Source organism: Bacillus changyiensis (assembly GCF_027706145.1).
Lineage (GTDB): Bacteria > Bacillota > Bacilli > Bacillales > Bacillaceae > Bacillus > Bacillus changyiensis.
This window is the reverse complement of the sequence record NZ_JAQFWW010000002.1, coordinates 589,683-614,283: the sequence shown is the minus strand read 5'-3', so window position 1 is coordinate 614,283 and position 24,601 is coordinate 589,683. Positions and strand designations below refer to the sequence as shown.

The window sequence follows — 24,601 nt, the reverse complement described above, 5'->3', positions numbered from 1 at the left end:
AATGAATTTGGCATATAAAATTTATGTAGTTTAGGAATTACGTACCGTTTGAATTTGTGAAATTAACCTGCAATGTTGGGACTGACTCTATTATATTTTGTAAACGATCATTTATGGCATCCTAGGTTTAGTATTTGTGATTGTCGGGCAGCCTGTTGGTGTTTTCGGATGCAATGACTGACTTTGCCTCTATAATCAACTTCTTTGTTAAACATTTGGAGTTGGTTTTGAACATTAAGATGATGACAGTGATCAGCCAAAAAGCGTAGCGTCTTCAAGAACTAGTCTATCTGGTGTTGTTTATAACCACTGTCAGATGCTAATATTTGTTTTAAATTTGAACATAGCATCTTCTACTAGGAGCCGATCATTTTTTGCTGTAGACTTGAGGTCAAGGAATTACCAGCACTTCTACTAAAAAAATGAGTAGTAAAAGTACATTTTCATGATAAATTTAATGTAGTCCAGAAGGGAGTGTACATTTCGGAAAGTCTCATCTTCCGAATAAAAGAATGAAAATCAAACTAATCATAGCAGATGACAATTCATTTATTAGAGAAGGGATGAAAATCATCCTGAGTACGTACGAGGAATTTGAAGTATTAGCTACAGTTGAGGATGGCCGGCAGGCGGTTGATTTTTGCTTAAGCGAAACGGTCGATATTGCACTCTTGGATGTTCGAATGCCAAATATGAATGGAGTAGAAGCTACAAAGTTCATTTCTTTACAAACAAATACAAAACCGTTTATTTTAACGACGTTTGATGATGATGAATATATTGTTGCGGCCATTCAAAATGGAGCAAAAGGATATTTATTGAAAAATACAGAACCGGAACGAATTAGAGATGCGATGAAGAGTGTTTATTATGGACACACTGTTATGCAGGATATTGTCATTGATAAGCTAAAATCGAAGTTAATCAAAAGCCAAGAACCGGAGCTTAAAATCGATCAACATCTATTTACTGAAAGAGAATTGAGCATTATGGCGCTTATCGCCAGGGGACTTTCAAATAAAGAAATGGCAAAGGAACTGTTTATTTCTGAAGGGACAGTCGCCAACTATATTTCTTCGATCTTGGGGAAAACAGGGCTTGATCATCGAACACAAATTGCAATTTATTATTTGACGGGAAAGGTAAACTTTTAACTGAGGGATCACAATGGAATTACGAATCATGATGAGTAAGCTTATTATAGTCGGTTTTATAATCTATCGTTGTATGTATTCAGAACATGTTAAAATACCATTGCTTGTGTTTTGTCTGCTTATTTATTTCTGTATAAATCTTTCAATCGCGATCATTAAAAAAAGAACGGTAAAAAAAGTTTTCACCATCATATCGATGCTCCTTTCCGTTTTTTCTTATTTTGAGGTTGAGCCTTTATTTATCTTATTGTTACCTTTGAATATCTATGAATGTGGGGGTGATACGCTAAGATTTCGAAGAGTGAAATTTGGCATATCATTAGTCCCTATCATTTTAATCGACGAACAATTAGCAGCTATTTATGGATTAACAACCGCTTTTTCTTATTTGTTGTTTTCCATGACAAAACAGGATGCAACTCGAATTGAAAAGCTTGAAAACCAAGTCGATCAAACGAGGAAAAATATTTACACTTTAACGAAAAAGCTCAATGAAAATAAAGAGTATATGAGACAGTCTCAATATACATTTCAATTAGAAGAACGTAACCGTCTTTCCCAGGAAATACATGATAAAATCGGTCATTCAATGACGGGGACACTTATTCAACTGGAAGCAGCAAAACGTTTGCTGGAAAAAGATAAACAAAAGGCTGCCGAACTATTGCAAAATGCGATCCATATATCAAAAGAGGGAATTGAAAAGATCAGATGGACATTGAAGAACATCAAACCGTCTCCCGAACAGATGGGGGTCAACAGGCTAAAGTTATTAATAGATGAATGTTCAGCTCGGAATCATATTCAAATCTCTTTTCTTTATCAAGGCGATTTAGATGTTATTTCTCATATTCAATGGAAAATCATCTTTGAAAATATGACAGAGGCGTTAACCAATACAATGAAGTATGCAAAGGCGACACATGTGTCAATCAATATCCATGTTCTTAATACTCTGATTAAAGTTGAAGTAAAAGACAATGGGAAAGGACACGGAAAAATTAAGAAAGGCATGGGTATTATCGGCATGGAAGAGCGAGCGGCCACTGTTCATGGCAAGGTGATCGTTGATGGTTCTAATGGATTCTCTGTCACGACATTATTGCCGAAATATGAATGATTTCATATGAAAATATGAGTATTCTCATGTTGAAAAGATGAATTGCTGCACTGCCGCAGAGTTCATCTTTTTTTTATAATAAAGTTGTCAAGTAAAAATGAGGTGGAAATCATGAATGTACTAGAAATAAAAAATCTGACGAAAAAATTTGGTGATTTTGTTGCTGTTGACAATCTATCATTATCAATAGCTGAGGGTGAAATATTTGGATTTCTTGGTTCAAATGGCGCTGGAAAAAGTACAACCATTCATATGATTGCAAGTTTACTGCGGAGCAATGAAGGTGAGATATTTATTCTTGGTCAAAACATTGCCAAAAACCAAAAGTTTGCCAAAATGAATATTGGTATTGTGCCTCAAGACTTAGCGATCTACGAAGATTTAACAGCATATGAAAACGTGAAGTTTTTCGCGGGGCTATATGGGCTAAGGGGGGCCCATTTGCATGAACGTGTTGAAGAAGCATTACGATTTGTTGGTTTAAGTGATAAATTCAAGAGTTTCCCGAAAAATTTTTCAGGTGGGATGAAAAGGAGACTGAATATTGCCTGTGCAATTGCGCACAGACCAAAGCTGATCATCATGGACGAGCCAACAGTTGGGATTGATCCCCAGTCAAGAAATTATATTTTAGAGTCTGTTAAAAAACTGAATGCGATGGGCTGTACCATTATTTATACAAGTCACTATATGGAAGAGGTCGAAGAAATCTGTTCACGAATTGCCATTATCGACCATGGAAAAATTATTGCTGAAGGAACAAAAGAACAGCTAAAAGCGATCATTACTCATACAAAAGATATTGTGATTGCTGTTAAAAATCCAGAAAGCATTGACACTGACAAACTAAAAAACGTCAGTGGTGTAGAGATGGTTTCTCTTGAGGAAAATCTACTCAAGATCAACTCTAATGCAGAGGTCAACAATTTAAATCGAATCATTGAGCAATTGATGAGCAGTTCTGTTGAAATTCGTTCATTTGAAGAAAAAGCACCAAATTTAGAAACCGTGTTCCTCACCTTAACCGGAAGAAATTTACGCGACTAGAAAGGAGGTACTTGGTTTGAATATACTCAACATTGCTAAAAAAGAAATCATCTCTTCATTTCGTGATAAAAGAACGTTATTTTTTATGCTGTTATTTCCAATTGTACTCATTATGATTCTGGGAACCGCGCTTTCAAATGCCTTTGACAAGCAATTAAAAGTTGATGATGTTCGGGTTCTCTATCAAGATCAGTCAAGCGGAGGACTAGCGAAAGGCTTTGAAGTTTTTACAAAAGAAGCAAAGAAATCTGGTGTCGATTTCAAAAAAATATCAACTGGGATGAACGGAAAACAAGAAGTCAAACAAGGGCATTATGATGCATACGTTGAAGTCAAAGATAGCGGTATCAAACTTTATCAAAGTGATAAACAAAATATTAAAACGAGCATTATTCAAGGAATGCTGACGGCGTTTAGCAATCAGTACAAAGCTGTTCGTGAGATCATCAAAGTGAACCCGCAACATGCCAAAATGGCTTTGGCAAACCATTCTCATGACAATTATATTAAGGAAACATCAATCAATTCAGACAAACAGCCGCGCTCGATTGATTATTATGCGGTCACAATGACAACGCTAATGGCCCTCTATGGAGCGATGCATGCGAGTTTTCTCATTAGAGGAGAAAGACTTGGAAAAACGGCTGATCGACTAATGGCTGCTCCTCTTCGTAAAGGTGAAATCTTTGCTGGGAAGCTGCTTGGTTGTATGCTGACAAATGCGATTTGCATATTTCTAATTGTAACGTTTAGTAAATCTGTATTTAAAGCCAATTGGGGGGAACACCTTGGTGCTGTGCTCATTGTTTTGTTGACCGTCGTACTATTTGCTGTCAGTCTCGGTCTTGGTATTGGCGCGATGACGAAAACGGGAGAAGCGGCAAAGGCGATCATCGGTGTATTCATTCCGCTAGTTGGTTTTTTTGGAGGTGCCTACTTTCCTCTTGGTCATATGGAAGGGGCTATAGCAGTCATTAAAAAACTTTCACCACTGACATGGACGAATGAAGCCATTACAAACATCATTTTTTCAAATGATATTTCGGCAATGTTTCCAGCTATTGCGGTAAATACTGGGTTATCTAGTTTGTTGTTGCTGATCGCGCTTGTTTCATTACGTAGAAGGGAAGGGCTGTAAAATGAAAGAGATGCTTTGGTTAATTAAGAACACATTATATGTGACATTTAAAAAGAAGAAAAATATCATCTTATTTCTATGCCTTCCACTACTGGGAATATTTATATCACTTATGGCTGGCCAAGATCATAACGGTACAAGTGTGAAAGTTGGGATTGTCAATCATGATAGTGGCCAGATTGCTGCTGACACGAAGGGATTTTTGTTAGGGCTTGACAATATGAAAGTCATGAGTATCAATCAATCGGAAATGAAAAGTAAACTTGCAGCAGGTGAGCTTGATTGTGTCATAACAATAGATGAAGGATTCACTGAAAGTGTCTATGAAGGGAAGCCAGATCATATTAAAATTTCCTCAATTAAAGGGGCAGAAATTACTGGTTTTGTAAAATCGTATTTATATCATTACATTAATCATATTGCAGCGATCGGTAATGCGGCGAAGGGGGATTCAAAAGCCTTTCAAAAAATGTATCAACATGATCAAGCTGATACATTTAAAGTGAATATTCATAAAGTTGAAGATAAGCATCAAAATGAAATGAACTATCTTATGATCGGTTTTCTTCTAATGGCGATGCTATATTCCGCAGGTAGTTTGTCTGAAATCCTCATTAAAGAAAAAGAAAACAGAACGTACTTCAGACTTTTGACAACACCGATTACCGCAAAGCAGTATGTATTGTCAAATATCGTGGTCTGTATGCTTGTTGTCACATTCCAAATCTTCTTTACCACGATGATGATGAAGCATGTCTTTCATGTTGAACCAGGGATTCCGCTTTGGCAAATGGCAGTTATCTTAATGTTATTTGGATTAAGTGCGATCGGGCTGTCATTGATCACGGTTGTTTTCGCGAACAATTCCAAAACTGTAGGAGCTATGCAAAATCTTATCTTTACTCCGACAATTTTGCTGTCAGGTTGTTATTGGCCTGTTGAGGTGATGCCAACGTTCGCTCAAAAAATAGCTAATTTTCTCCCGCAAAGATGGGTTTTAGAGACACTTGAACAATTACAGGAAGGTCAGCAACTTCAACATTTATATTTGAATCTTCTGATCTTACTTGCTTTTGCAATAGCATTTTTCTTAATTGTTGTCTACAAATTCAATCACAATAACAATGTAAGAAATTTTGGCTAAAAAAATAAAAAAAGGGTTCGGTTGTAAGCGCCGAACCTTTTATCTAGGTGTAAAAGTAGCCATTTGATATGGATAATCATAATTAATCGGTTCATCAAAGGTAATGTAATCAAGATATACCATCAATAGCAAATAACGGGCGCCTGTTTTTCTGTCACTTAAAATGAGATGGTCACGGCCAGCGGCTTCAATTTCTCCTCTGAACACTTTTGCACCCCATTCCGGATTGTTTTCGAATGTCATATACACAGTAGCCACTTTGCCGCGGTTCAGTCGCAAAATATTTTCAATGTAAGACTGTTCTAACGGCAGCATCCCAGGTATGCTTGGCGCCGCAGCCTGCTGTGGAGCCATTGTCGTCATTGGTGGAACTTGAACTCCGGTCGGTTGCGTTGGATACATTTCTTGACCACCTATTTGCGGGAAAGGCGGCTGCATTTGCTGTTGATACATTTGTCCCGTTTGAGGGTAAGGATTGGGTCCCATTTGTTGCTGGCGGAAATCCGGCATTTCAAGTTCTTGGAGAGGCTGAAATTGATTTTTTTTCGGTTTCATTTCGTTCCTCCTTATGTCTTAACAATCACATCATACCTTTACCCGGAAACCTCCATGGAAACCGAGCGGTATTTAAGATGTTAGATCAGTATTTCTCATCCCTTAAACAGTATGAGAAAGGTATCTTGAATATGACATTTAGGGAAAAATGATAGGCCTCAATCGGAGATGTTCCTATATAACAAACTCTCAGGATCGATTAAAAAAGTCAGTCTTCATTGAACTTAAAGCTTCAAATGAGTGGTATAAAAAAATCGGCTGGATCGTAAAAATCCAACCGATTTGATTGCAATCTATCATTATCCTGTAATGACTTCATCATGAGGATGACGAATTGGTGCTTTCTTTTCTTTTGCAAATGTAAATGCCATGGTTAACGGACCAACGCGGCCGATGAACATCATCATCATAATAACTACTTTTCCTACAGTTGTTAACTCAGGAGTCAATCCCGTTGATAAGCCGACTGTTCCAAAAGCAGATAACACTTCAAAGACGATACTTAAGAAGGGAGCATTCTCTGTAATTGTCAACACAAATATCGTCAACATCACAAATGAAAAACTAATCACAATGATGGCCAGTGCTCGCAAGATGGTTTGCATTTTAATCGCGCGATGAAATACGACCGTTTCGCTTTTTCCTCGTAAAAATGTCATGGTTGCCAATATCATCACGATAAAGGTCGTCAGTTTGATTCCGCTTCCTGTTGAGGCGCTTCCTGCACCAATAAACATCAAAACGATGATCAGGAGAAGAGACGGCGTTGTTAATTGAGCAATATCTAACGTATTAAATCCGGCGGTTCTTGGTGTGACACCTTGAAAATAGGCACCCCATAATTTTTCTGTTAAGGAAAGGTTTCCTAAAGTCCCTGGATTACCATATTCCAAAATGAAAATCGTCAACGCAGCGATCGTGTTGATGGTTAGTGTTCCAACAATCATCAGTTTAGAATGAAGCGACAATTTTCGAAAGTTTCGTTTTGTCCATAAATCTATCATCACTGTAAATCCGATTCCACCAGTGATAAAGAGCCCTGTAATCACAAGGTTGACGACCGGGTCACCTACATATTGAGACAGACTGTCAGACCAGAGGGAAAAGCCTGCATTATTAAAGGCTGAAATTGTGTTAAAAATACTATGAAACATGCCTTCCTTCAAACCATATTCAGGAACCCATCTAATGGAAAGAATGATAAAGGCGACAAACTCAATAACGATGGTAAAAATAAACAAATATTTGACTAAACGGACAAGACCGCCTAAAGAAGTTTGATTAAAAGCTTCCTGAACGAGAATTCGCTGTTGTAAACCAATTTTCTTACCAATCATCATGACGATTAAAACAGCAAACGTCATTAAGCCTAATCCACCAACCTGGATCAGACACATAATGACAGTTTGTCCGAAAACGGTATAATCTACCCCAGTATCAACGACAACCAAGCCAGTAACAGTCGTTGCCGAGGTAGCCGTAAACAGAGCGTCAAGCCAAGAGATATATGTTGTTGAGGCGATTGGCAGTTTCAATAAACAAGCACCAACTGCAATAATAATTAAAAAGCTAAGTGCCAGTGTTTGCGGTGGACTAATATTAATTGTTTTTCCTTTGACAAGGTTTGTTGAAACCGATTTTGGCATGTTGTCTATCCTTTCTATCTATTAGAAATGGTACGCCATTCATTTTGTACTTTTTCAAATAATGATAATGTACAGTGTAATATCGGATTTGTCAATATAAAGAAGTAGGTGATGATTGATTCTTTAGACCTGCTTTATGTAGAAAATCATCAGAAAATGGGGAGTGATAAGGATTAAGAAGAATATTAAAAAAAATTGTAAAATCAGCTCCAGAGTGAAGAGCTGATTTTTGATGGTTAAACATATAAAAAGGAAGGTAGTTGTTTTGTTGTTAGACGGTTTCCGACAAAGAATGACCCGAATTCTCCGTAACGGGCGCTGACTTCATCAAACCGCATTTCATAGACAAGCTTTTTAAACTGAAGTACATCATCAGAAAACAGTGTAACACCCCATTCGTAGTCATCAAAACCAACTGAACCGGTAATGATTTGTTTGACTTTACCAGCATAACCGCGTCCAATCATGCCGTGGCTGCGCATCAGCTTTTTTCGTTCTTCCATTGACAGCATGTACCAGTTGTCATTACCTGATCTTCTTTTATCCATTGGATAGAAACAAACATGGCGAGCATCAGGAAGTTCAGGATAAAGACGTGCCCGCACCTGCGGATTTTGGTATGGATCGCCTTCACCGCTTCCCATATAGTTACTAAGCTCAACAATAGATACGTAAGAATAAGCAGGAATTGTATATTCTGCCAGTTTTGACTTGTTAAATTCAAGTTCAATTTGATTTAATTCTTCCATTGTCGGGCGTAATACCATGATCATGAGGTCCGCCTTTTGACCGACAATGCTATACAATGTATGACTGCCATTTCCTGCTGCTTCTGTTTTCCCCCATTTTTCAAGAAGACCGTTAAATTCGCTCATAATCACTTGGCGCTCATCACTTGATAACAGCTTCCAAGAAGACCAGTCCATCGTCCGAAAATCGTGAAGGGCATACCAGCCATCAAGCGTTTCTGCAGCTTCAATCGTCTTTTGCTGTTCACTCATATCCATCACTCCCAAATCTTATGTATTGATTTCATCATAACATAGTTCCCTCTTTTACATCTGTTTAGAAGTTTTGAGTAAAGTTTTAAAAAAATACAAATGAAAGCGCTATTATAGTCTTGGATATTTGAATTTATATTTTAAAAGAGTATGCTAAAATAGAGAGGTTTTTTGTGACAATATCAAGGAGGGTACATAGTGGCAGATTTATTTTCAACAGTACAAACAAAAGTAGCAGGCAAAGGGGTTAAAATTGTATTTCCAGAGGGTTTAGATGAACGCATTTTGAAAGCGGTCAGCAATCTCAGCGGGGATCACGTATTAAAACCCATTCTCGTTGGAAACGAGCAGGAGATTAAAGCAAAAGCGACAGGGTTGAATATCACCCTTGATGGTGTTGACATTTATGATCCACATACATATGAAGGAATGGAAGACCTTGTTCAGTCTTTTGTGGAGCGTCGTAAAGGAAAAGCTACAGAAGACCAGGCCCGCCAAATCCTTTTAGATGAAAATTACTTCGGTACGATGCTAGTTTACAAAGGGCTAGCTGATGGCCTTGTCAGCGGTGCGGCACATTCTACGGCCGATACAGTTCGACCAGCACTGCAGATTATTAAAACAAAGCAAGGTGTTCAGAAAACGTCAGGTGTTTTTATTTTGGCTCGCGATGATGAGCAATATGTATTTGCAGACTGTGCAATTAATATCGCACCCGACAGTCGTGATCTGGCAGAAATCGCAGTCGAAAGTGCTAAAACGGCAAAAACGTTTGATATTGAGCCTCGTGTGGCGATGCTCAGCTTTTCAACAAAAGGGTCAGCAACATCTGATGAGACTGAAAAAGTGGCTCAGGCGGTTACCATGGCGAAAGAAGCCGCACCTGAACTTACACTAGATGGTGAGTTCCAATTTGATGCCGCATTTGTTCCATCTGTCGCTGAGAAAAAAGCGCCAGGCTCTGTGATTAAAGGCGATGCCAATGTGTTTGTTTTTCCGAGTCTTGAAGCGGGAAATATCGGGTACAAAATCGCCCAGCGCCTTGGCAACTTTGAAGCGGTCGGTCCGATCTTGCAAGGATTGAATATGCCTGTCAATGATCTGTCCAGAGGATGCAATGCAGAGGATGTATACAATTTAGCACTGATTACAGCTGCTCAAGCACTATAATGAAAGAAACGGTGAATCTTATGATGGTTCACCGTTTTTATATGAATGGTATAATAGATGAATAAGAATGAATCATGAAAGGGTTTGCATCAATCATGACAAAGCAATTGATGGATTTACTGATCCAGCCGACATGGAGAATCATTGACCAATCAAGTCTTGGTCCATATTTTGATGCGAAGCAATCTTTTGCGATAGATGACACACTGTGCGCCTCTATCGGAAAGGGTTTGTCTCCGGCGACAGCTAGATCATGGGTGCATCATGATACAGTTGTTCTCGGCATTCAAGATACAAAGCTTCCTTTTTTACAAGAAGGAATTTCTTTTCTTGAGAGCTCTGGCTACAAAGTCATCGTCCGCAATTCAGGAGGACTGGCAGTCGTACTGGACAGTGGGGTGTTGAATGTCTCACTGATTTTTCAGGATAAGAAAAATGGAATCGATATTGACCGCGGATATGAGGCAATGGTTGAACTCATCAATAGAATGTTGTCAGCTTACAATGTAGAGGTTGAAGCATATGAGATTGTCGGATCTTATTGTCCGGGCAGTTATGATTTAAGTATTGACGGTAAAAAATTTGCTGGTATTTCCCAAAGACGGTTAAGAGGCGGTGTGGCGGTTCAAGTATATGTATGTGCTGATCAAAGCGGTAGTGAACGGGCTGAACTGATCAGACGTTTTTACGACATCGCTTTAAAAGATCAGCGTGGTCAAACAAAGACCGTTTATCCTGATATTCGCCCTGAAACGATGGCTTCACTATCTGAACTTCTTCATGAAGACATCACAGTTCAAAACTTGATGCTGGCACTATTGACTGAGTTGAAGGGACTGAGCGACCGAATGTATGTGGGGCCGCTCCTAGAGGAAGAAGAGAACGAGTATGAAAAAAACCTGTTACGTATGCTGGAACGAAACGAAAAGGTATTTCATAAACAATAAACGCTCCGAGGGGAATCCGGAGCGTTTCCATGTTATTCTGCCATTTTTTCTAAGTTTCCATTGCGATCCATTTTAAAAGCTGGAGCAGCATGTTCATCATCTTCAAATAAAACTAGCTTTCTTGCACGATTCATAATTTTAACAAGCGTTTCGTAGTCTTCTTGAATGGTCGTTTGGTCTTTCTCAAGTTTTTTGACCTCTGCTTCAAGTTTTTCTACTTTTTTCATTAAGTCTTCATTTTCAGATTTCAAACGGTCGTTTTCCATTTTTATAGCTGTCGTTTGTTCTTGCTTGCCTGTATAGTTTTGTAAAAATTGAATGACATCCTCTATTGTCATCTTGGTTGGTGAAACAGCAGTTTGCGTGTTGTTCGACTGATTTGGTGTTAGAAGATGCGATAAACTAGCTAACTCTTCTTTGAAGTTTTCATCTACATAAGGAAGATGCTCACTTGCTATCGGTATTTGTTGTTGCTCATTTTCTTCTTGTGGTTGTTGCTGAACAGTTGTTTCAACTGGTGTCTTTGTGTTGATTTCCGCTGTTTCAATTGGTGGTTTATACAATAATCGTTTTTTCGCTGGTTGACCATTTCCAAGCGCTCGCATTCTTTGTTTCCGCTGTTTTTTTGCTAGCTGTAAAGCTTTTTCATATTGATGTCGAACAACGGCATTCCATCTAAAACCACAAGCGGCAGAAGTCCGGTTTAGTTTGTCACCAACTTCTTCAAAGGCATTCAACTGTGTGCTGCCTTCTCTAACATGCCGTAAAACAGTTTCTGCTAGCAATAAATCATTTTCCTCAGACCAAGCATCCTGTCTTTGTTTCATGAACTCTCAACTCCCAATCTTAGTATTAATATTAGAATGTCCAAGTTGAAAATATTTATACAAGTTTGCTAAAAGAATAGGATTTGATTCGTTTCGTGAATGGTTTCTTGCAGGAATGGAAGAATCCCTGTACAATGAAACTTGGTGTCATTTTTATGATAGCTCGGCAAAATTGAATGCCTTCCATAAAGATAATGAACAAAATGAAAGGAAGCGTATGAAATGGCTAATGAGTTTCGAGTGTGTGATGATTGTCAAGCCACAAATTTAAAGACGCTTTTGCCCCGATTAAAAGAAATCGATCCGGAAGCAAAAGTGGAGATCGGCTGTCAGTCTTATTGTGGACCAGGACGGAAAAAATCATTTGCATTTGTGAATAATCGTCCGCTGTCTGCTCCAACTGAAGATGAGCTGATCGAAAAAATTAAAAAAAAATTAAACAAATAATCGCCTCCCTTTTGGGTTAGGCGTTTTTGCTTATAGAACAAATCCACAGATAAATTCAAGGATGTTTTCAACAAATGTGAGCCGATATAATAGAGATAGGCCAAATAGAGACAATTGAAAAAGAGGGACATATATGGCGAATCCATACGGAAAGTTATCAGAAGAAAAAGTGTTTAAAGACCCTGTTCACCGCTATGTTCATGTGTGGGACAAGTTGATCTGGGATTTGATCGGAACCCGTGAATTTCAAAGGTTGCGCAGAATTAAACAGCTGGGAACAACATACTTAACTTTTCATGGGGCTGAACACAGCCGTTTTAGCCATTCACTTGGTGTCTACGAAATTGTCAGAAGAATGGTTGATGACGTGTTTAAAGGTAGACCAGAATGGGATGATAGTGAGCGTGATCTGTGTTTGTGTGCGGCATTACTGCATGATTTAGGACATGGCCCATTTTCGCACTCATTTGAGAAAGTTTTCCGCCTTGATCATGAAGATTTTACCCGTCAAATTATTTTAGGTGATACAGAAGTTCATCAAGTGTTAAAAAAGGTGAGTCCCACGTTCCCGAAAGATGTCGCTGAAGTCATAGCAAAAACGTATCGGAACAAACAAGTGGTCAGCTTGATTTCAAGTCAAATTGACGCTGACCGTATGGACTACCTCCAACGTGATGCATATTACACGGGTGTCAGCTATGGACATTTTGATATGGAACGAATTCTTCGTGTCATGCGTCCGCGCGAAGATCAAATTGTTATCAAACAAACGGGTATGCATGCTGTAGAAGATTATATTATGAGCCGATATCAAATGTATTGGCAAGTTTATTTTCACCCTGTGACAAGAAGCGCTGAAGTGATTTTGACAAAGATTCTGCACAGGGCAATGAAGCTTTATCAAGAAGGGTACGAGTTTACATATGCACCTGTTCATTTTTATTCACTTTTTGAAGGCAATGTCACATTAGCTGATTATTTAAGTCTTGATGAGTCCATTATTCTTTATTATTTTCAGTCATGGGAGAATGAAGCTGATCCGATTTTGGCTGATTTATGTCGCCGTTTCATTAACCGTCGGTTGTTCCAGTATGCTGAGTTCAATCCGAATGAGGAAATGTCAACTTACTTTGAATTAACGGCGTTGTTTAAAGAAGCAGGTATTGATCCAGATTATTATCTTGCGGTAGATTCATCATCAGATCTTCCCTATGATTTTTACAGACCCGGAGAGGAAGAGGAACGACTCCCAATTCACTTATTGACTCATAACGGTCAAATTAAAGAACTATCACGGGAGTCCGATATTGTTGATGCGATTTCAGGTAAAAGGCGAACAGATCATAAACTTTATTTTCCACTTGATATCATTGAAGGATTATCAGAAGACCGGCATACAAAAAAAATAAAAGAACTGCTCGGATTAAGATAGAAAGTATTGGATGAAGGAGATGTCGGGGATTTGTTAAAAGAACATGCAAAGCTGATGAAGGTGTTCTCAGATTCGGGAGAAATTGTTGGGAGAAAAAAACTGCAAAAAATGATCTATATTGCAAAAAAACTCGGGCTTCCTTTTTATGAAAAATATGATTTTCATTTTTATGGACCATATTCAGAGGAACTCACACTTCAGGTTGAAGAACTTTGCAATCTCGGATTTCTCGATGAAGTCAAAGAGAAAAAAGGTGGATATTATCAATATCGGTATTCTTCCACTGAAGCAGGAAGGGAATTTCTTCATCAGTGTGAGTTAGATATGAAAGATATTAAACCTTATCTTGATGAAGTCAACCACCAATCTTCACGGTTTTTGGAACTCGTTTCTACCATCCTTTACTTTGAAGGAATGGATCAACAAGAGATCAAAGAAAAAGTGTTTACGATCAAGAGTAAGCAACGCTATACAGATGAAGAATTTGCTGAAGCGATCATCTACATAGAAAAACTAAAAAACCTGTCATAAGGCAGGTTTTTTAGTTTTTAGGATAAATTTATCATATTTTCAGAAAAAGAAGGAAAATCCAGTGATTTGTTAGAAAATTTAAAATAATTCAAAAAAGGAGTGATGTGTAAAATGAAAAAACGTTTTTTTGGTTTGACCATGTTTCTTTCTGCCAGTTTGATTTCCGGAGCGACAGTTGGTGCTTCAAGTTTAAGTGCTCACCAACACAGTCATGAACAAAGTGGAACTCAGATTGAATCAATACCTAAAGCAAATCATGTCGAAGATTTAACAGGAAAAGTTGAAATTGAAAAAACAACAAAAACAAAAATATTAAATGAACAAGGACATGTGATAGGTGCAAAAACGTTTAAACAGAATGTGAATAGTGGGAATATTCAAACAAAAAAGGATGCTGGTAAACAAAGGGTTAGTGTATTAGCGGTGGCTGACGAACAGTACCGGAAAAAGCACAGTGATTGGCAGACAAGAATCGTTGAGATCATCGAGCAGGCCGATGCGATGTTCAACCGTGACCATGACATTGATTTTGTTGTTGAAAGTGTAGCGCCATGGGTCTCTTCAGGATCTAGCAGCTCGGACATTTTGTGGTATATGGCAGACACATTCAAGAATGAAAACTATCAATTTGTCATCGGTTTTACAGCAAACGAAAACTATGAAGCTGGCGGCGTCGCTTACAAATATAACGCCAAGCCAAACGGTCCTGCATTCAGCACAGTCTTTGATATGGGAACGAAAAATGCAGCAAAAGCAACAACACATGAATTGACCCATAACCTTGGCGTTGGACATGATCCACAAGGAAGCGGGATTGAATGCATTATGAATTATGATTATGCATATAAAGTTGATGTCTGGGATGATGATCATAATGGAGAAATTGAGCAGAATAAAGTGTGGTATCAATAAAAAGAGAGAGTCTGTCGGAAAAGAGCAGAACTGTTAAAACGTTTTAAGTGTAAAAGAGGGCGCCCAATCGTTCGAAAATCGACTTATTGGGCAGCCCTTTCAGCCATGAAACCTTGCCATTAAGATCGTATGATAATAATTCCCGTCAGAATGCCGTTTGTCTTTTTTTAAGATGCCTTCCACTTCAAAACCATATTTTTCATAAAGTTTTATCGCTTTTTGGTTTGTTTCTAGTACACTTAAAGTCATTTTTTTTATGCGATTTGCATCTGCCCATCGAATAGATTCTGTTAATAAGTTTTTTCCTATTCCGTATCCCCAATATTTTTTTAATACACAGACGCCAAATTCGACTTTGTGGGCCGTTCTTTTCAAGCTGCTGCCTTCACATCTAGCGAAACCAACGATTTTTTCGTTCACTTCTGCAACTAAAAAGAGGTGATTCATGTGTTCAGTGTCATCTTTAATGATTTGTTTAAAGCCCAACTCATTGATGTAAGCTTCACCTTGTTCTCGATCTAAATGTTCTGTCTCTCCATCTATCTGCAGTCTGACTTCAGATAACGATTTCGCATCCGTTTCTGTGGCAGATCTGATGTGATAATGCAGATGATGCTCATGATATTTTTGGGGGCTATTCTCATTTAATAGGCCTCCTATAGTTATTGCGTTATTTTATGATATCTTAAAAGAGTTTTGTGTTTTAGGAATTATTGTGTGGAGAGTGTTTCAGTCTTAGGGGTGGTCTTGTAAAGCTGGGGTTGTTAAGAAAAGTGTTTAAAAAGGCAGAAGAGTTGTAAGGAAGAATGTGTGCGGTTCTTCCTTACCTCTAGTGTATTTAGGCCTTTCCATCGACTTTCTTTTTATAATAAACCGTCATATTCTGTTCTCTAAGTGTTTCAATGATATTGTGGTAATGGCCTGCAAGCTTTTGATGATCTTCTTTCATGCGATGAATCTTTTTTTTGCAGCTCTGACTTTTCTTACTGACCTCTTCCTTTATCTTTTTGATGATGGCGCCTTCCTGTTTATCAGTTTCATCGTTTAGTTTCTGATTGTAGTCAGTCATCGTGTTATTGATATGGTGAAGTGGTTGATTTAGTTTTTTCACCTTGTCATCTGTTGACACACTGCTTAAAAACTTATGTTTGATCGAAACGGTTTCTGTTTTTTCTAGTTGGTCAGTCAGTGGCTTCACCATTTTATCCAGCCTCCTGCGGTTGATAATTAAACATGGCCGAAATCGTTTTATCATGATCAAGCAATTTTTCAATGCTTGAGCGAACATCTTCGACAAACTTCTTCTTTTCACTAGCGATATTTTTCAATTCCTTCACAATACCGTCAAACTGAGGAAGCGGTGCTGTTTCAAACGACTCATGAACATTCACTTTTTCAATGTTATCACCTATGTGACTAAACCCGGATTGAAGTAAAACTTGTAAACTAAGCTTTGCCAATATTGGGGTCGCTTCCATGCGGTGAATCTCCGTTTTTAAATCACGTTTTTTCTGATCAAAATCATGGTCAAATTCATGCTGAACAATACGGCAATAGTTGTCAATCTGATCTTCCACCTCGGAAACAGCCTTCAATCCATCCCGATAAATTCGCAAAGATGATGAAAGATTCACCTTAATCTCTTTGCCATCTTTCCCTTTTTTGGAATAGTACATATCTTCGCCTTGGTAACTGAAGCCTTTTTTTGCTAAGGCGTTTAACATCGGTGTTAGGCCATGACCTTCACCAAGAAGTTTGATCAGGTCTTTTGAGTCTTTATCGAGTTTGTCTAGGGATTTTTCTAGGTCTTTATAAATGAAATACATAGCTCCTAACTTTTTTAATAAATGTGCTGTATTAATTGGATTTGATAGAGTCCGTAATAGATTAAACCCTTTTGTATCCTCTCTAATACTCTCATATAAGGCTTCCATTGCCTCGATATGACTAATGACATCATTAAGGTCTTTTTGCAAAATCTTTTTCTTCGTTTCCCAATATAACCATCTGCTTCAAGCTGATCGAGAATAGGGTCCTTATAATCCTTAACTTTCTCAATTAGTTTTTTTAACTCAGGTAACTTTTCATCAATTCCATCAAGCAATTCTTTGGTTTTTATTGGATGTAAGACAGGGTATGTTGCTTTACCTACATTACCTTTTTCTGTAATTTCAGACAAAATATCTATATCGACACCAGTTGCTTTTAGGACAAATCCTTTAATTCCACCATTTTTGTAATCAGCCGAGTACTGCTGAAAATATTTTTTCAAACTCCGTACATCTTCATCAGGAATTTGATCAATGACACTGCGAAGCCCTTTGATGTCCCGGTTTGTATCTGTCATTTTTACATCACCAAATGTAATGAAATCTGCTTTGCCGCTGGCACCGTAGAGCGGATCATCTTTGGAGATACGCTGGGTGATGTTTGCGGTGACCCCTTTGTCTTTGTAGTATTTGATGATGGCTTTTTTTAGTTTTTCAGGTGGGATGGAGTCGGTATTAAAAGTATGAAACTTATTTTGGATATTATTCTTCAACTTTTTATCGACTTTTAGGATATGATCTATACTAATTTGAGCACCATTTAGTGCATATACCTCATCAAATTCACCATCAGTCAATTTCACAAGAACTTGATTATTATTAGCAAGTGAATGCCCCATTGCGTATGATTTTAAATTTTTGGGATTCCCGGTCTTTTTTTTGGCCTCTTTTGTAAATGCCTTTGCTCCCTTATATTCACTGTCATCAATACCTGCAAAAAGACCAAAAAAATTATATTCCCAGTCACGATCTTCTTGGCTTCCTTGGGAAATGACTTGCAGTTGATCTGTGTTATGTTTCTTGTCTTTAATATGGATGGCTGTCCCGTCATAGCCTGAATTTTTAATAGACTCATCTTTATTTTTTAAAAGCTCTTTAGATGTATAGATCTCAATATCTTTAGGGAGTTCCTTATTCGTTTCCTCTTTATAAATTCGACGCACATCAGTTTCAAAATCCTGTTTTGCTTTTGCTAGATCACTTTTATTAGTTGTATTAAAGCGGTTTTTGTATCGATATTCGAGATCAATTAGTCTTATTTTCACAGTCTCATTTGCGAAAATATTGTTACTTGCCATTTTTCTGCTCCTTGTTATTTACATTAAAAGTTATTGAATCAATCATTTTCTTGGCTTCGGCTTTAGCTTTTTTCTCATTGAGAATACATGGTTTTTTATCGTCATGACAATTAATAATAAAAGAAAAATCTATACCAGAGTGCTTCACTTCTGTAGACTTTATATAACCAAAATACATATATGAATCATTATACTTTCGATCTGGGTTATTAAAAACGGTTTTTGTAAAAGCAAAATATATTTCTTTTCCAGGTTTTTCAATTTTGTCAAAGTCACCTTTATATCCATTCTGTCCTTTGACAGCATCAAGCATCATTTCAATATTATCAACAATACTTGTTTTATAATAATAACTTAAATCACCGCCGATATAGATATTTGTTTTGGAATTGTGACCTTCAAAAACAATACTTTCATAGTTTTCACCGTCATTTTCGGTTAGCCTTTGAACAATTTTACCATTGTCGGGAAATGCGATCGTAAACCCATTCAACTTCGACTCCAACAAATAATAGCCAGGCTCGACTTCTTTCGTAGATGCCATATACTTTCTTGTTTCCTTATCCTGAAAAGCCGGAACTTTAGGTAAATCTTTCGGGTCTATATCGATCGGTTTCACAGCTTCGGTATTGTTGTCTTCCTTGCTGTTTTGTTTGTCATTCATACTGCATCCTCCTGTCATAGCTAACATTAAAGTAAAACAGATTATGATCATTTTTTTCATTGGTCAACCTCCAAAGGTTTAGGCTTGCAAGCAATTAAGCCGAATGGCCTGTTTACAATTGATGATTTTATCCAATTTCATGTTACAAGATGGGGGAATAGAGTTAAATAGGAAATTGGTCTTGGGTGGTTTGTTGAAGTGCTGATTATCAAGGATGATCATTGATATGACAAGGATGAAGAGATGGGTGTTGGGTGTTCTCAGGCAGAGAAAAGAGGTCTAAAGACTTAGGGGTGATTTTGATGGAATGGAATCAAATCATTCAAGGTTAGACTAATAAGTGTCATGTTCTGAATTTTTAATAGACTCAACTTTATTTTTTAAAAGCTCTTTAGATGTGTAAATCTTCATATCTTTCGGGAGTTCCTTTCCTTATTAGTTCATCTTTATAAATTGGACGCACATTAGCTGCAAAATCCTGTTTTGCTTTTGCTAGATCACGTTTATTAGTTGTATTAAAGCGTTTTTTGTATCGATATTCGAGATCAATTAATCTCATTTTCACAGTCTCATTTGCGAAAATATTTTTACTTGCCATCTTTCTGCTCCTTCTTATTTACATTAAAAGTTATTGAATCAATAATTTTGTATGCTTCTTTTTTAGCTTTTTTCTCATTGAGAGTACATGGTTTTTTATCGTCATTACAATTAACGCTAAAAGAAAATTCTATGCCAGAGTGCTTCACTTCTGTTGACTTTATATAACCAAAATACATATAAAAATCATTATACTTTCGATCTGGGTTGTTAAAAACGGTTTTTTTGTAAGCAAAATATATTTCTTTTTCGGGTTTTCTTGTTTTATTAAAATCCCCTTTATATCCATTTTTCCCTTTAACTGAATCAATTACGGTTTCCAAAGTATAATCTTTATTATGGAAATAACTTATATCACTAGTAATGGAAGTATTTGTTTTTTTGTTATAACTTTCAAAAATAATAGTTTCATAATCTTCACCGTTATTTTCGGTTAGCCTTTGAATTATTTTCCCATTCATAGGAAATTCTATTGTAAATCCTTTCAACTTCGACTCCAACAAATAATACCCAGGCTCGACTTCTTTCGTAGACGCCATATATTCTCTTGTTGCCTTATCCTGAAAAGCCGGAACTTTAGGTAAATCTTTCGGGTCTATATCGATCGGTTTCACAGCTTCGGTATTGTTGTCTTCCTTGCTGTTTTGTTTGTCATTCATAGTGCATCCGCCTGTCACAGCTAATATGAAAGTGAAACAGAATATAATCAGTTTGTTCATTGTTCAACCTCCAAGGGGTTTGTCTACAATTGCAGCTAGGGTCTTTTCTATATTACAGTATGGGTGAATGGCGTGTGAAGTTGAAGGGGATGAAGAGCAATCAACCCGAATAATCGTTTATGTATTATTCGGGTGATCATGTCCTATTAAATATCGCTGATGCGTTTGCCTGCGACACCGTAGTTTTCTTTTTTCATTTCTTCGATGATAACCGCAATTTTTTCGACAGGTGCACCAGTTGTTTCAGAGACGACCTCTGTTACTTTTTCGACGAGGTTTCTTTTTTGTTCGTCTGTGCGTCCTTCGAGCATTTGTACTGTGACATATGGCATGATATTTCCTCCTCCTGCTAAAAATGTGAACGATCTCTTTAGGATCAGATGCTCTTATAGTATACTGTAATATATTAAATCTTTGTATACGAGAAAGAGGGAAAAGACGACTTTGGAGCATTTTTTAAGATATCCATTAGAAGTAATTCCATATGTTTTAATGACGTTGATCGCTGCTTTTACTGTTCATGAACTGGCTCATGCCTATGTGGCATACAAGTTTGGTGATGAAACTGCAAAACGGCAGGGCCGGCTGACATTGAATCCGCTTAAGCACCTTGATCCGTTTGGGACGTTGTTGATTTTTATTATGGGATTTGGTTGGGCAAGACCAGTACCTGTTAACCGCATTTATTTTAAAAAGCCAAGACTTGCTGGAATTCTCGTTTCTATAGCAGGTCCTATCAGTAACCTCATTCTCGCTTTTTTTGGTTTTTTGATGATTGCAATAGGGATAAAGCTGTACGGTGTTCTACCTTTATCTTTCTCAAATGAATTCTTCACCTGTTTTGAAATATGGATCAATTTGAATTTGGTGTTGTTTCTCTTTAATTTAATGCCATTCCCACCGCTTGACGGTTTTCGGGTCATTCAAGATCTGGTCTCACCTAATCTGCGGGCACAGCTGACGAAGTATGAAGCATACGGATCACTCGTTTTTTTGATCATCGTCATTACACCGCTTGGAAATTCTATATTCTGGCCTTTTTTAAATAATGGCCGTGACATCATCATAGGTATATTTAACACCATTTTAAGACCGCTGATGTAGGAGGTATTTTTTATGGAACAAGGAAAAAAGAAAAAGCCGATCGGTTTTAATATTATTAAAAACGATCCGACAGATGGACACGGAGGTTTTGGTGCCGGTTCGTTAAGCCTTGATAACATTTCTCCTGTTTTCGTCGATGTGTTGGAAAAAGAAGCATTTATCGATATTGGTGCAATGCATGCCAGAAGTACGGTTGAAAAAGGGATTAAATTTCTTCCGAATAAAGAGGAAGTGCCAAATGGAAAACCTTACTGGCTTGTATGGGTGACGATTGACCGCAAAGAGGAAGGGCCTTATTATGCAGGAGTTACCGCTTGTGAAATGACAGTCGACAGAAGCATTCGCCGTGGCTATAAATCATTGCCTGAACATGTCAACCTAATGGATAAGTCGATGAAACGGAAGATAATTGTTGAACATATGGATGAAGATTCTAAGCGTGTTCTTGCGGAATTTCTTAAACAACACGATCAGGGATTTTGGGATCGTTCATCAGCTGAACTCAAAAAAGGTTTGTTGCAGGAGTAGCAATATTGGCATGTGTCTGGAGTTATACCGGGCACATGCTTTTTCATTTTCGGGGCGGCCTTCGTTTATCATACTCTGTTCTTCCTAATGATAGCTCATATTTACATCTGGTCATATGATATAATCGTATGACCAGGTACTAATTTATGTTTTAGTGAAGGAGAGAGATTGATGTTCCATACCCAACAAATAAAAGAAATTATTCCACACCGTGATCCGTTTTTATTAGTAGATCGTATTCTTGAAGTGGAGGAAGGGAAGCGGGCAGTCGGAATTAAAAATGTTTCCGCTAATGAACAATTCTTTGATGGACACTTTCCAGATTATCCGGTCATGCCGGGCGTTCTCATTGTGGAAGCGTTAGCACAAGTAAGTGCAGTCGTGATGTTAATGAAGGGTGAAAACCGAGGCAAGATTGGGTTGTTTGCTGGGATTGACCGTTGTCGTTTCAAAAAACAAGTCCATCCAGGAGATCAGTTACGGCTCGAAGTAGACATAACAAGAGTACGGGGGTCCATTGCAAAAGCCCATGCTGTTGCGACAGTAGATGGAGAAATGGCTTGTGAAGCAGAAGTGACATTCGCTCTTTACAAACAATAAAACAAAACTGCACGCCTCATATGGGGTGCAGTTTTATTCGTTTTTTCTAAACCATCTTTCCCACCATTTTAGCGGTTTCTTTGGTTTCGTTGATTTTGGTGGTTTTTCTTGTTCTTCATCGATTTCCTTGCCGAAACAAACTTGTTCTGGTTCTGTTCCTTCTATAAAATAGCTGAAATGTTTAGTGGGACAGCTCGGTGCAGCGCCATAACCTGTGACAGGGTCAATGTACATCCCTTCCACCCCTTCTGGCGGTAGTAATGCTCGATAGGGCTGGTTTTCAAGTGCTTTTTCCATAAAGGTGGCCCAAATTTGTTTGGCGTAGTTTCGTTCGGCTACAGCATCGATTGTTCGTTCTTTGTCATATCCTGTCCAGACACCTGAAGCAAGACCGGGATAAAAGCCGATCATCCAGCTGTCTGTACTGGTTGTTCCTGATTTCCCGGCATAATCGCGTGTTAATTGGTCAGCTATCTTCTGACCGGTTACTGATGTATAGCCATTGAGAGATTTGTCAAACATCCCTGTCATCATATGGGCTGTAATAAAAGCCGCCTGTTGGTCGATGATCTGTTGGTCATCGTTTGGTTTTTCGTAGAGTACGTTACCATCTGAATCAGTAATTTTTGTAATAAAAGACGGTTTAATTTTTTTTCCGCCATTTGCAAACATTGCATAACCGTTCACCATCTCAATCGGTTTAACTGGAGAAGTTCCTAAGGCAAGCGATGGTACCTTCTCTAAATGGCTATCAATTCCAAATTGTTTCGCGGTATTTACAAGTTTATCCATCCCGAGAAAAAGGTGTGTTTTGACTGCGTAAATATTGTCAGATAAAGCAAGTGCCTGTAACAGGGTAATCGGTCCATCTGCATAATATCCATGATAATTGCCCGGGGAATAGATTTCACCACGTCCAAGATCAAAAGTTGTTTCAGCGCTTCGCATTCGTGTTGCTGGTGTAAATCCGTTTTGAATGGCTGCATAATATAGAAATGGTTTCATCGTTGAACCGGGCTGTCGCTTCGCCTGTGTCACACGGTTAAATGTACTTTTTTGATAATCGCGTCCACCCACAAGAGCGAGGACATGGCCGGTTGTTGGATCGATTGCAACAAATCCCGCTTGAATATCAGATGTCGAATCGATTGTATGATTGAGCGTCTGTTCAGCAATTTTTTGCAGACGAGGATTGATTGTTGTGTGAATGTGATAACCGCCTGCTTCCGCTTGTCCTGGTGTTAAATCTAAGATGCGTGCGGTTTCCTTTAAAGCTTCATCAAAAAAATAAGGCGCAGTTTTCGCATCTGATTGTTGATCCAGTTGCTGGTAGGTAAGCGGCATTTTTTTGAGTTTTGCCGCCTCCTGTTTTGACAACTTGTGTTGTTTCGCCATCATCGTTAAAATCATTTCTTGCCGCTGCTTCGCTTTTTTTTCGTTAACCAATGGGGAGTAGAGTGATGGACCTTTTGGAATGCCGGCAAGCATTGCTGCTTCGGCTGCGTTAATATCTTTAGCATGCTTGCCAAAATACAAACGGGAAGCAGCTTCTACTCCATATGCCCCATGTCCATAATAAATCGTATTTAAATAGCCTTCTAATATGTCTTTTTTTGAATAGTTTTGCTCAAGGCGGATCGTATAGAAAGCCTCATTCCATTTTCTTTTCCATGTTTTATCATGTTCGAGAAAGAGATTTCTCGCATATTGTTGGGTAATCGTACTTGCTCCTTGAACTTTAGACATCGCTTTCAAATCGGCAATTGCGGCTCCAGCCATTCGGAGATAGTCAAACCCATGGTGTTGAAAAAAGTTTCGATCCTCAACAGCAATTGTTGCATCAATGACAGTGGGGTTAATATCCTCAAGTGAAACCCAATACCGTTTCTGCCCACCATGTGTCTCACCTAGCTGTTTTCCATTTCCATCATAAAGTACAGTTGACTTTGCAATCTGAACAGCAGGAGCACCCTGCCATCTAGCAACAAGAATCACCGAGATCACAAGAATCGAAAGGAAGAGGATCATCAATATACTGATGAACAGAAAAGCCCGGATCGTTTTAATGGTCAAACGGACTCGTTTATCCGTCATCATATCCATGCTAAAATCTCCTCCTCAGTTTAAAATCAAATGTTCTTATCATTATGATGAAAAAATGGGGGATTTAAACTAGGAGAAAAAAGAATGG

At 38.1% G+C, this 24,601-nt stretch carries 25 protein-coding genes and 1 pseudogene; 14 read left to right on the top strand and 12 right to left on the bottom strand.

Annotation, left to right across the window (positions count from 1 at the left end; translation table 11 throughout):
• The first annotated feature begins 512 nt into the window (after positions 1 to 512).
• From PDT38_RS10305 to PDT38_RS10285, 5 genes are all read left to right on the top strand, one after another.
• A complete protein-coding gene (locus tag PDT38_RS10305) occupies positions 513 to 1,154 on the top strand; it encodes a response regulator (protein ID WP_270801132.1) in 642 nt (213 codons plus the stop codon).
• A gap of 13 nt (positions 1,155 to 1,167) precedes the next feature.
• The gene (locus PDT38_RS10300) at positions 1,168 to 2,274 is read left to right on the top strand and encodes a sensor histidine kinase (RefSeq protein WP_270801130.1); all 1,107 of its coding nucleotides are present in this window, start codon (positions 1,168 to 1,170) and stop codon (positions 2,272 to 2,274) included.
• A gap of 111 nt (positions 2,275 to 2,385) precedes the next feature.
• The gene (locus tag PDT38_RS10295) at positions 2,386 to 3,321 is read left to right on the top strand and encodes an ABC transporter ATP-binding protein (protein WP_270801129.1); all 936 of its coding nucleotides are present in this window, start codon (positions 2,386 to 2,388) and stop codon (positions 3,319 to 3,321) included.
• A 16-nt stretch (positions 3,322 to 3,337) separates the two neighbouring features.
• Complete coding sequence (locus tag PDT38_RS10290) at positions 3,338 to 4,459, top strand: ABC transporter permease (RefSeq protein WP_270801126.1); 1,122 nt, start codon at positions 3,338 to 3,340, stop codon at positions 4,457 to 4,459.
• A 1-nt stretch (position 4,460) separates the two neighbouring features.
• Positions 4,461 to 5,603 carry an ABC transporter permease gene (locus PDT38_RS10285; protein WP_270801125.1) on the top strand — a complete coding sequence of 381 codons (1,143 nt, stop codon included), beginning with the start codon at positions 4,461 to 4,463 and terminating at the stop codon, positions 5,601 to 5,603.
• 39 nt (positions 5,604 to 5,642) lie between these two features.
• On the opposite strand, the gene gerQ is transcribed toward PDT38_RS10285, so the two are convergent.
• The 3 genes from gerQ to hemQ all read right to left on the bottom strand — a co-directional run bounded on the left by gerQ (position 5,643) and on the right by hemQ (position 8,805).
• Positions 5,643 to 6,158 (bottom strand): spore coat protein GerQ, encoded by a 516-nt coding sequence (gene gerQ, locus PDT38_RS10280; RefSeq protein WP_270801123.1) that lies wholly within the window; start codon positions 6,156 to 6,158, stop codon positions 5,643 to 5,645.
• A 299-nt stretch (positions 6,159 to 6,457) separates the two neighbouring features.
• The gene (locus PDT38_RS10275) at positions 6,458 to 7,804 is read right to left on the bottom strand and encodes a TrkH family potassium uptake protein (protein ID WP_270801121.1); all 1,347 of its coding nucleotides are present in this window, start codon (positions 7,802 to 7,804) and stop codon (positions 6,458 to 6,460) included.
• A gap of 236 nt (positions 7,805 to 8,040) precedes the next feature.
• The gene (hemQ, locus tag PDT38_RS10270; RefSeq protein ID WP_270801119.1) at positions 8,041 to 8,805 is read right to left on the bottom strand and encodes a hydrogen peroxide-dependent heme synthase; all 765 of its coding nucleotides are present in this window, start codon (positions 8,803 to 8,805) and stop codon (positions 8,041 to 8,043) included.
• A gap of 198 nt (positions 8,806 to 9,003) precedes the next feature.
• Here hemQ and pta point away from each other — a divergent pair, with 198 nt between their 5' ends.
• Both pta and PDT38_RS10260 read left to right on the top strand, forming a co-directional pair.
• Positions 9,004 to 9,975 (top strand): phosphate acetyltransferase, encoded by a 972-nt coding sequence (gene pta, locus PDT38_RS10265; RefSeq protein ID WP_270801118.1) that lies wholly within the window; start codon positions 9,004 to 9,006, stop codon positions 9,973 to 9,975.
• 95 nt (positions 9,976 to 10,070) lie between these two features.
• Positions 10,071 to 10,922 carry a lipoate--protein ligase family protein gene (locus PDT38_RS10260; protein ID WP_270801115.1) on the top strand — a complete coding sequence of 284 codons (852 nt, stop codon included), beginning with the start codon at positions 10,071 to 10,073 and terminating at the stop codon, positions 10,920 to 10,922.
• A 32-nt stretch (positions 10,923 to 10,954) separates the two neighbouring features.
• On the opposite strand, the gene PDT38_RS10255 is transcribed toward PDT38_RS10260, so the two are convergent.
• Positions 10,955 to 11,749: an RsfA family transcriptional regulator gene (locus PDT38_RS10255; RefSeq protein ID WP_270801112.1), complete on the bottom strand. Its 795-nt coding sequence runs from the start codon at positions 11,747 to 11,749 to the stop codon at positions 10,955 to 10,957.
• Positions 11,750 to 11,971: 222 nt separating this feature from the next.
• Here PDT38_RS10255 and PDT38_RS10250 point away from each other — a divergent pair, with 222 nt between their 5' ends.
• The 4 genes from PDT38_RS10250 to PDT38_RS10235 all read left to right on the top strand — a co-directional run bounded on the left by PDT38_RS10250 (position 11,972) and on the right by PDT38_RS10235 (position 15,071).
• Positions 11,972 to 12,196, top strand: a complete 225-nt coding sequence (locus tag PDT38_RS10250) for a DUF1450 domain-containing protein (RefSeq protein WP_270801110.1) — start codon at positions 11,972 to 11,974, stop codon at positions 12,194 to 12,196.
• A 133-nt stretch (positions 12,197 to 12,329) separates the two neighbouring features.
• Entirely contained in the window at positions 12,330 to 13,628 is a 1,299-nt protein-coding gene (locus PDT38_RS10245) for an HD domain-containing protein (protein WP_270801108.1), read from the top strand.
• Between the two features lie 30 nt (positions 13,629 to 13,658).
• On the top strand, positions 13,659 to 14,159 hold the full coding sequence (locus PDT38_RS10240) for a YwgA family protein (RefSeq protein ID WP_270801105.1): 501 nt from the start codon (positions 13,659 to 13,661) through the stop codon (positions 14,157 to 14,159).
• A 111-nt stretch (positions 14,160 to 14,270) separates the two neighbouring features.
• The gene (locus tag PDT38_RS10235; protein ID WP_270801103.1) at positions 14,271 to 15,071 is read left to right on the top strand and encodes a M12 family metallo-peptidase; all 801 of its coding nucleotides are present in this window, start codon (positions 14,271 to 14,273) and stop codon (positions 15,069 to 15,071) included.
• 99 nt (positions 15,072 to 15,170) lie between these two features.
• Here PDT38_RS10235 and PDT38_RS10230 read toward each other — a convergent pair whose 3' ends face one another.
• The 7 genes and pseudogenes from PDT38_RS10230 to PDT38_RS10200 all read right to left on the bottom strand — a co-directional run bounded on the left by PDT38_RS10230 (position 15,171) and on the right by PDT38_RS10200 (position 20,510).
• Entirely contained in the window at positions 15,171 to 15,680 is a 510-nt protein-coding gene (locus PDT38_RS10230) for a GNAT family N-acetyltransferase (RefSeq protein WP_394356259.1), read from the bottom strand.
• Between the two features lie 229 nt (positions 15,681 to 15,909).
• A complete protein-coding gene (locus tag PDT38_RS10225; protein WP_270801100.1) occupies positions 15,910 to 16,272 on the bottom strand; it encodes a hypothetical protein in 363 nt (120 codons plus the stop codon).
• A gap of 1 nt (position 16,273) precedes the next feature.
• A pseudogene (locus PDT38_RS10220) lies at positions 16,274 to 18,198 on the bottom strand (DUF6792 domain-containing protein).
• The gene (locus tag PDT38_RS10215; RefSeq protein ID WP_270801097.1) at positions 18,188 to 18,922 is read right to left on the bottom strand and encodes a lipoprotein YvcA; all 735 of its coding nucleotides are present in this window, start codon (positions 18,920 to 18,922) and stop codon (positions 18,188 to 18,190) included. The pseudogene PDT38_RS10220 and the gene PDT38_RS10215 overlap by 11 nt, the downstream one beginning before the upstream one ends.
• A 331-nt stretch (positions 18,923 to 19,253) precedes the next feature.
• Positions 19,254 to 19,460: a hypothetical protein gene (locus tag PDT38_RS10210; protein ID WP_270801094.1), complete on the bottom strand. Its 207-nt coding sequence runs from the start codon at positions 19,458 to 19,460 to the stop codon at positions 19,254 to 19,256.
• A complete protein-coding gene (locus PDT38_RS10205; RefSeq protein ID WP_270801089.1) occupies positions 19,450 to 20,178 on the bottom strand; it encodes a lipoprotein YvcA in 729 nt (242 codons plus the stop codon). Before PDT38_RS10205 ends, PDT38_RS10210 begins: the two co-directional genes overlap by 11 nt.
• A gap of 146 nt (positions 20,179 to 20,324) precedes the next feature.
• Positions 20,325 to 20,510 carry a 2-hydroxymuconate tautomerase gene (locus tag PDT38_RS10200; protein ID WP_172298484.1) on the bottom strand — a complete coding sequence of 62 codons (186 nt, stop codon included), beginning with the start codon at positions 20,508 to 20,510 and terminating at the stop codon, positions 20,325 to 20,327.
• Positions 20,511 to 20,622: 112 nt separating this feature from the next.
• Here PDT38_RS10200 and PDT38_RS10195 point away from each other — a divergent pair, with 112 nt between their 5' ends.
• The 3 genes from PDT38_RS10195 to fabZ all read left to right on the top strand — a co-directional run bounded on the left by PDT38_RS10195 (position 20,623) and on the right by fabZ (position 22,410).
• On the top strand, positions 20,623 to 21,282 hold the full coding sequence (locus PDT38_RS10195) for a site-2 protease family protein (protein ID WP_270801087.1): 660 nt from the start codon (positions 20,623 to 20,625) through the stop codon (positions 21,280 to 21,282).
• Positions 21,283 to 21,294: 12 nt separating this feature from the next.
• Positions 21,295 to 21,810: a YwhD family protein gene (locus PDT38_RS10190; protein ID WP_270801085.1), complete on the top strand. Its 516-nt coding sequence runs from the start codon at positions 21,295 to 21,297 to the stop codon at positions 21,808 to 21,810.
• 171 nt (positions 21,811 to 21,981) lie between these two features.
• The gene (gene fabZ / locus PDT38_RS10185) at positions 21,982 to 22,410 is read left to right on the top strand and encodes a 3-hydroxyacyl-ACP dehydratase FabZ (protein WP_270801082.1); all 429 of its coding nucleotides are present in this window, start codon (positions 21,982 to 21,984) and stop codon (positions 22,408 to 22,410) included.
• Positions 22,411 to 22,443: 33 nt separating this feature from the next.
• On the opposite strand, the gene PDT38_RS10180 is transcribed toward fabZ, so the two are convergent.
• Positions 22,444 to 24,513: a transglycosylase domain-containing protein gene (locus PDT38_RS10180; RefSeq protein WP_270801080.1), complete on the bottom strand. Its 2,070-nt coding sequence runs from the start codon at positions 24,511 to 24,513 to the stop codon at positions 22,444 to 22,446.
• Between the last annotated feature and the right edge of the window lie 88 nt (positions 24,514 to 24,601).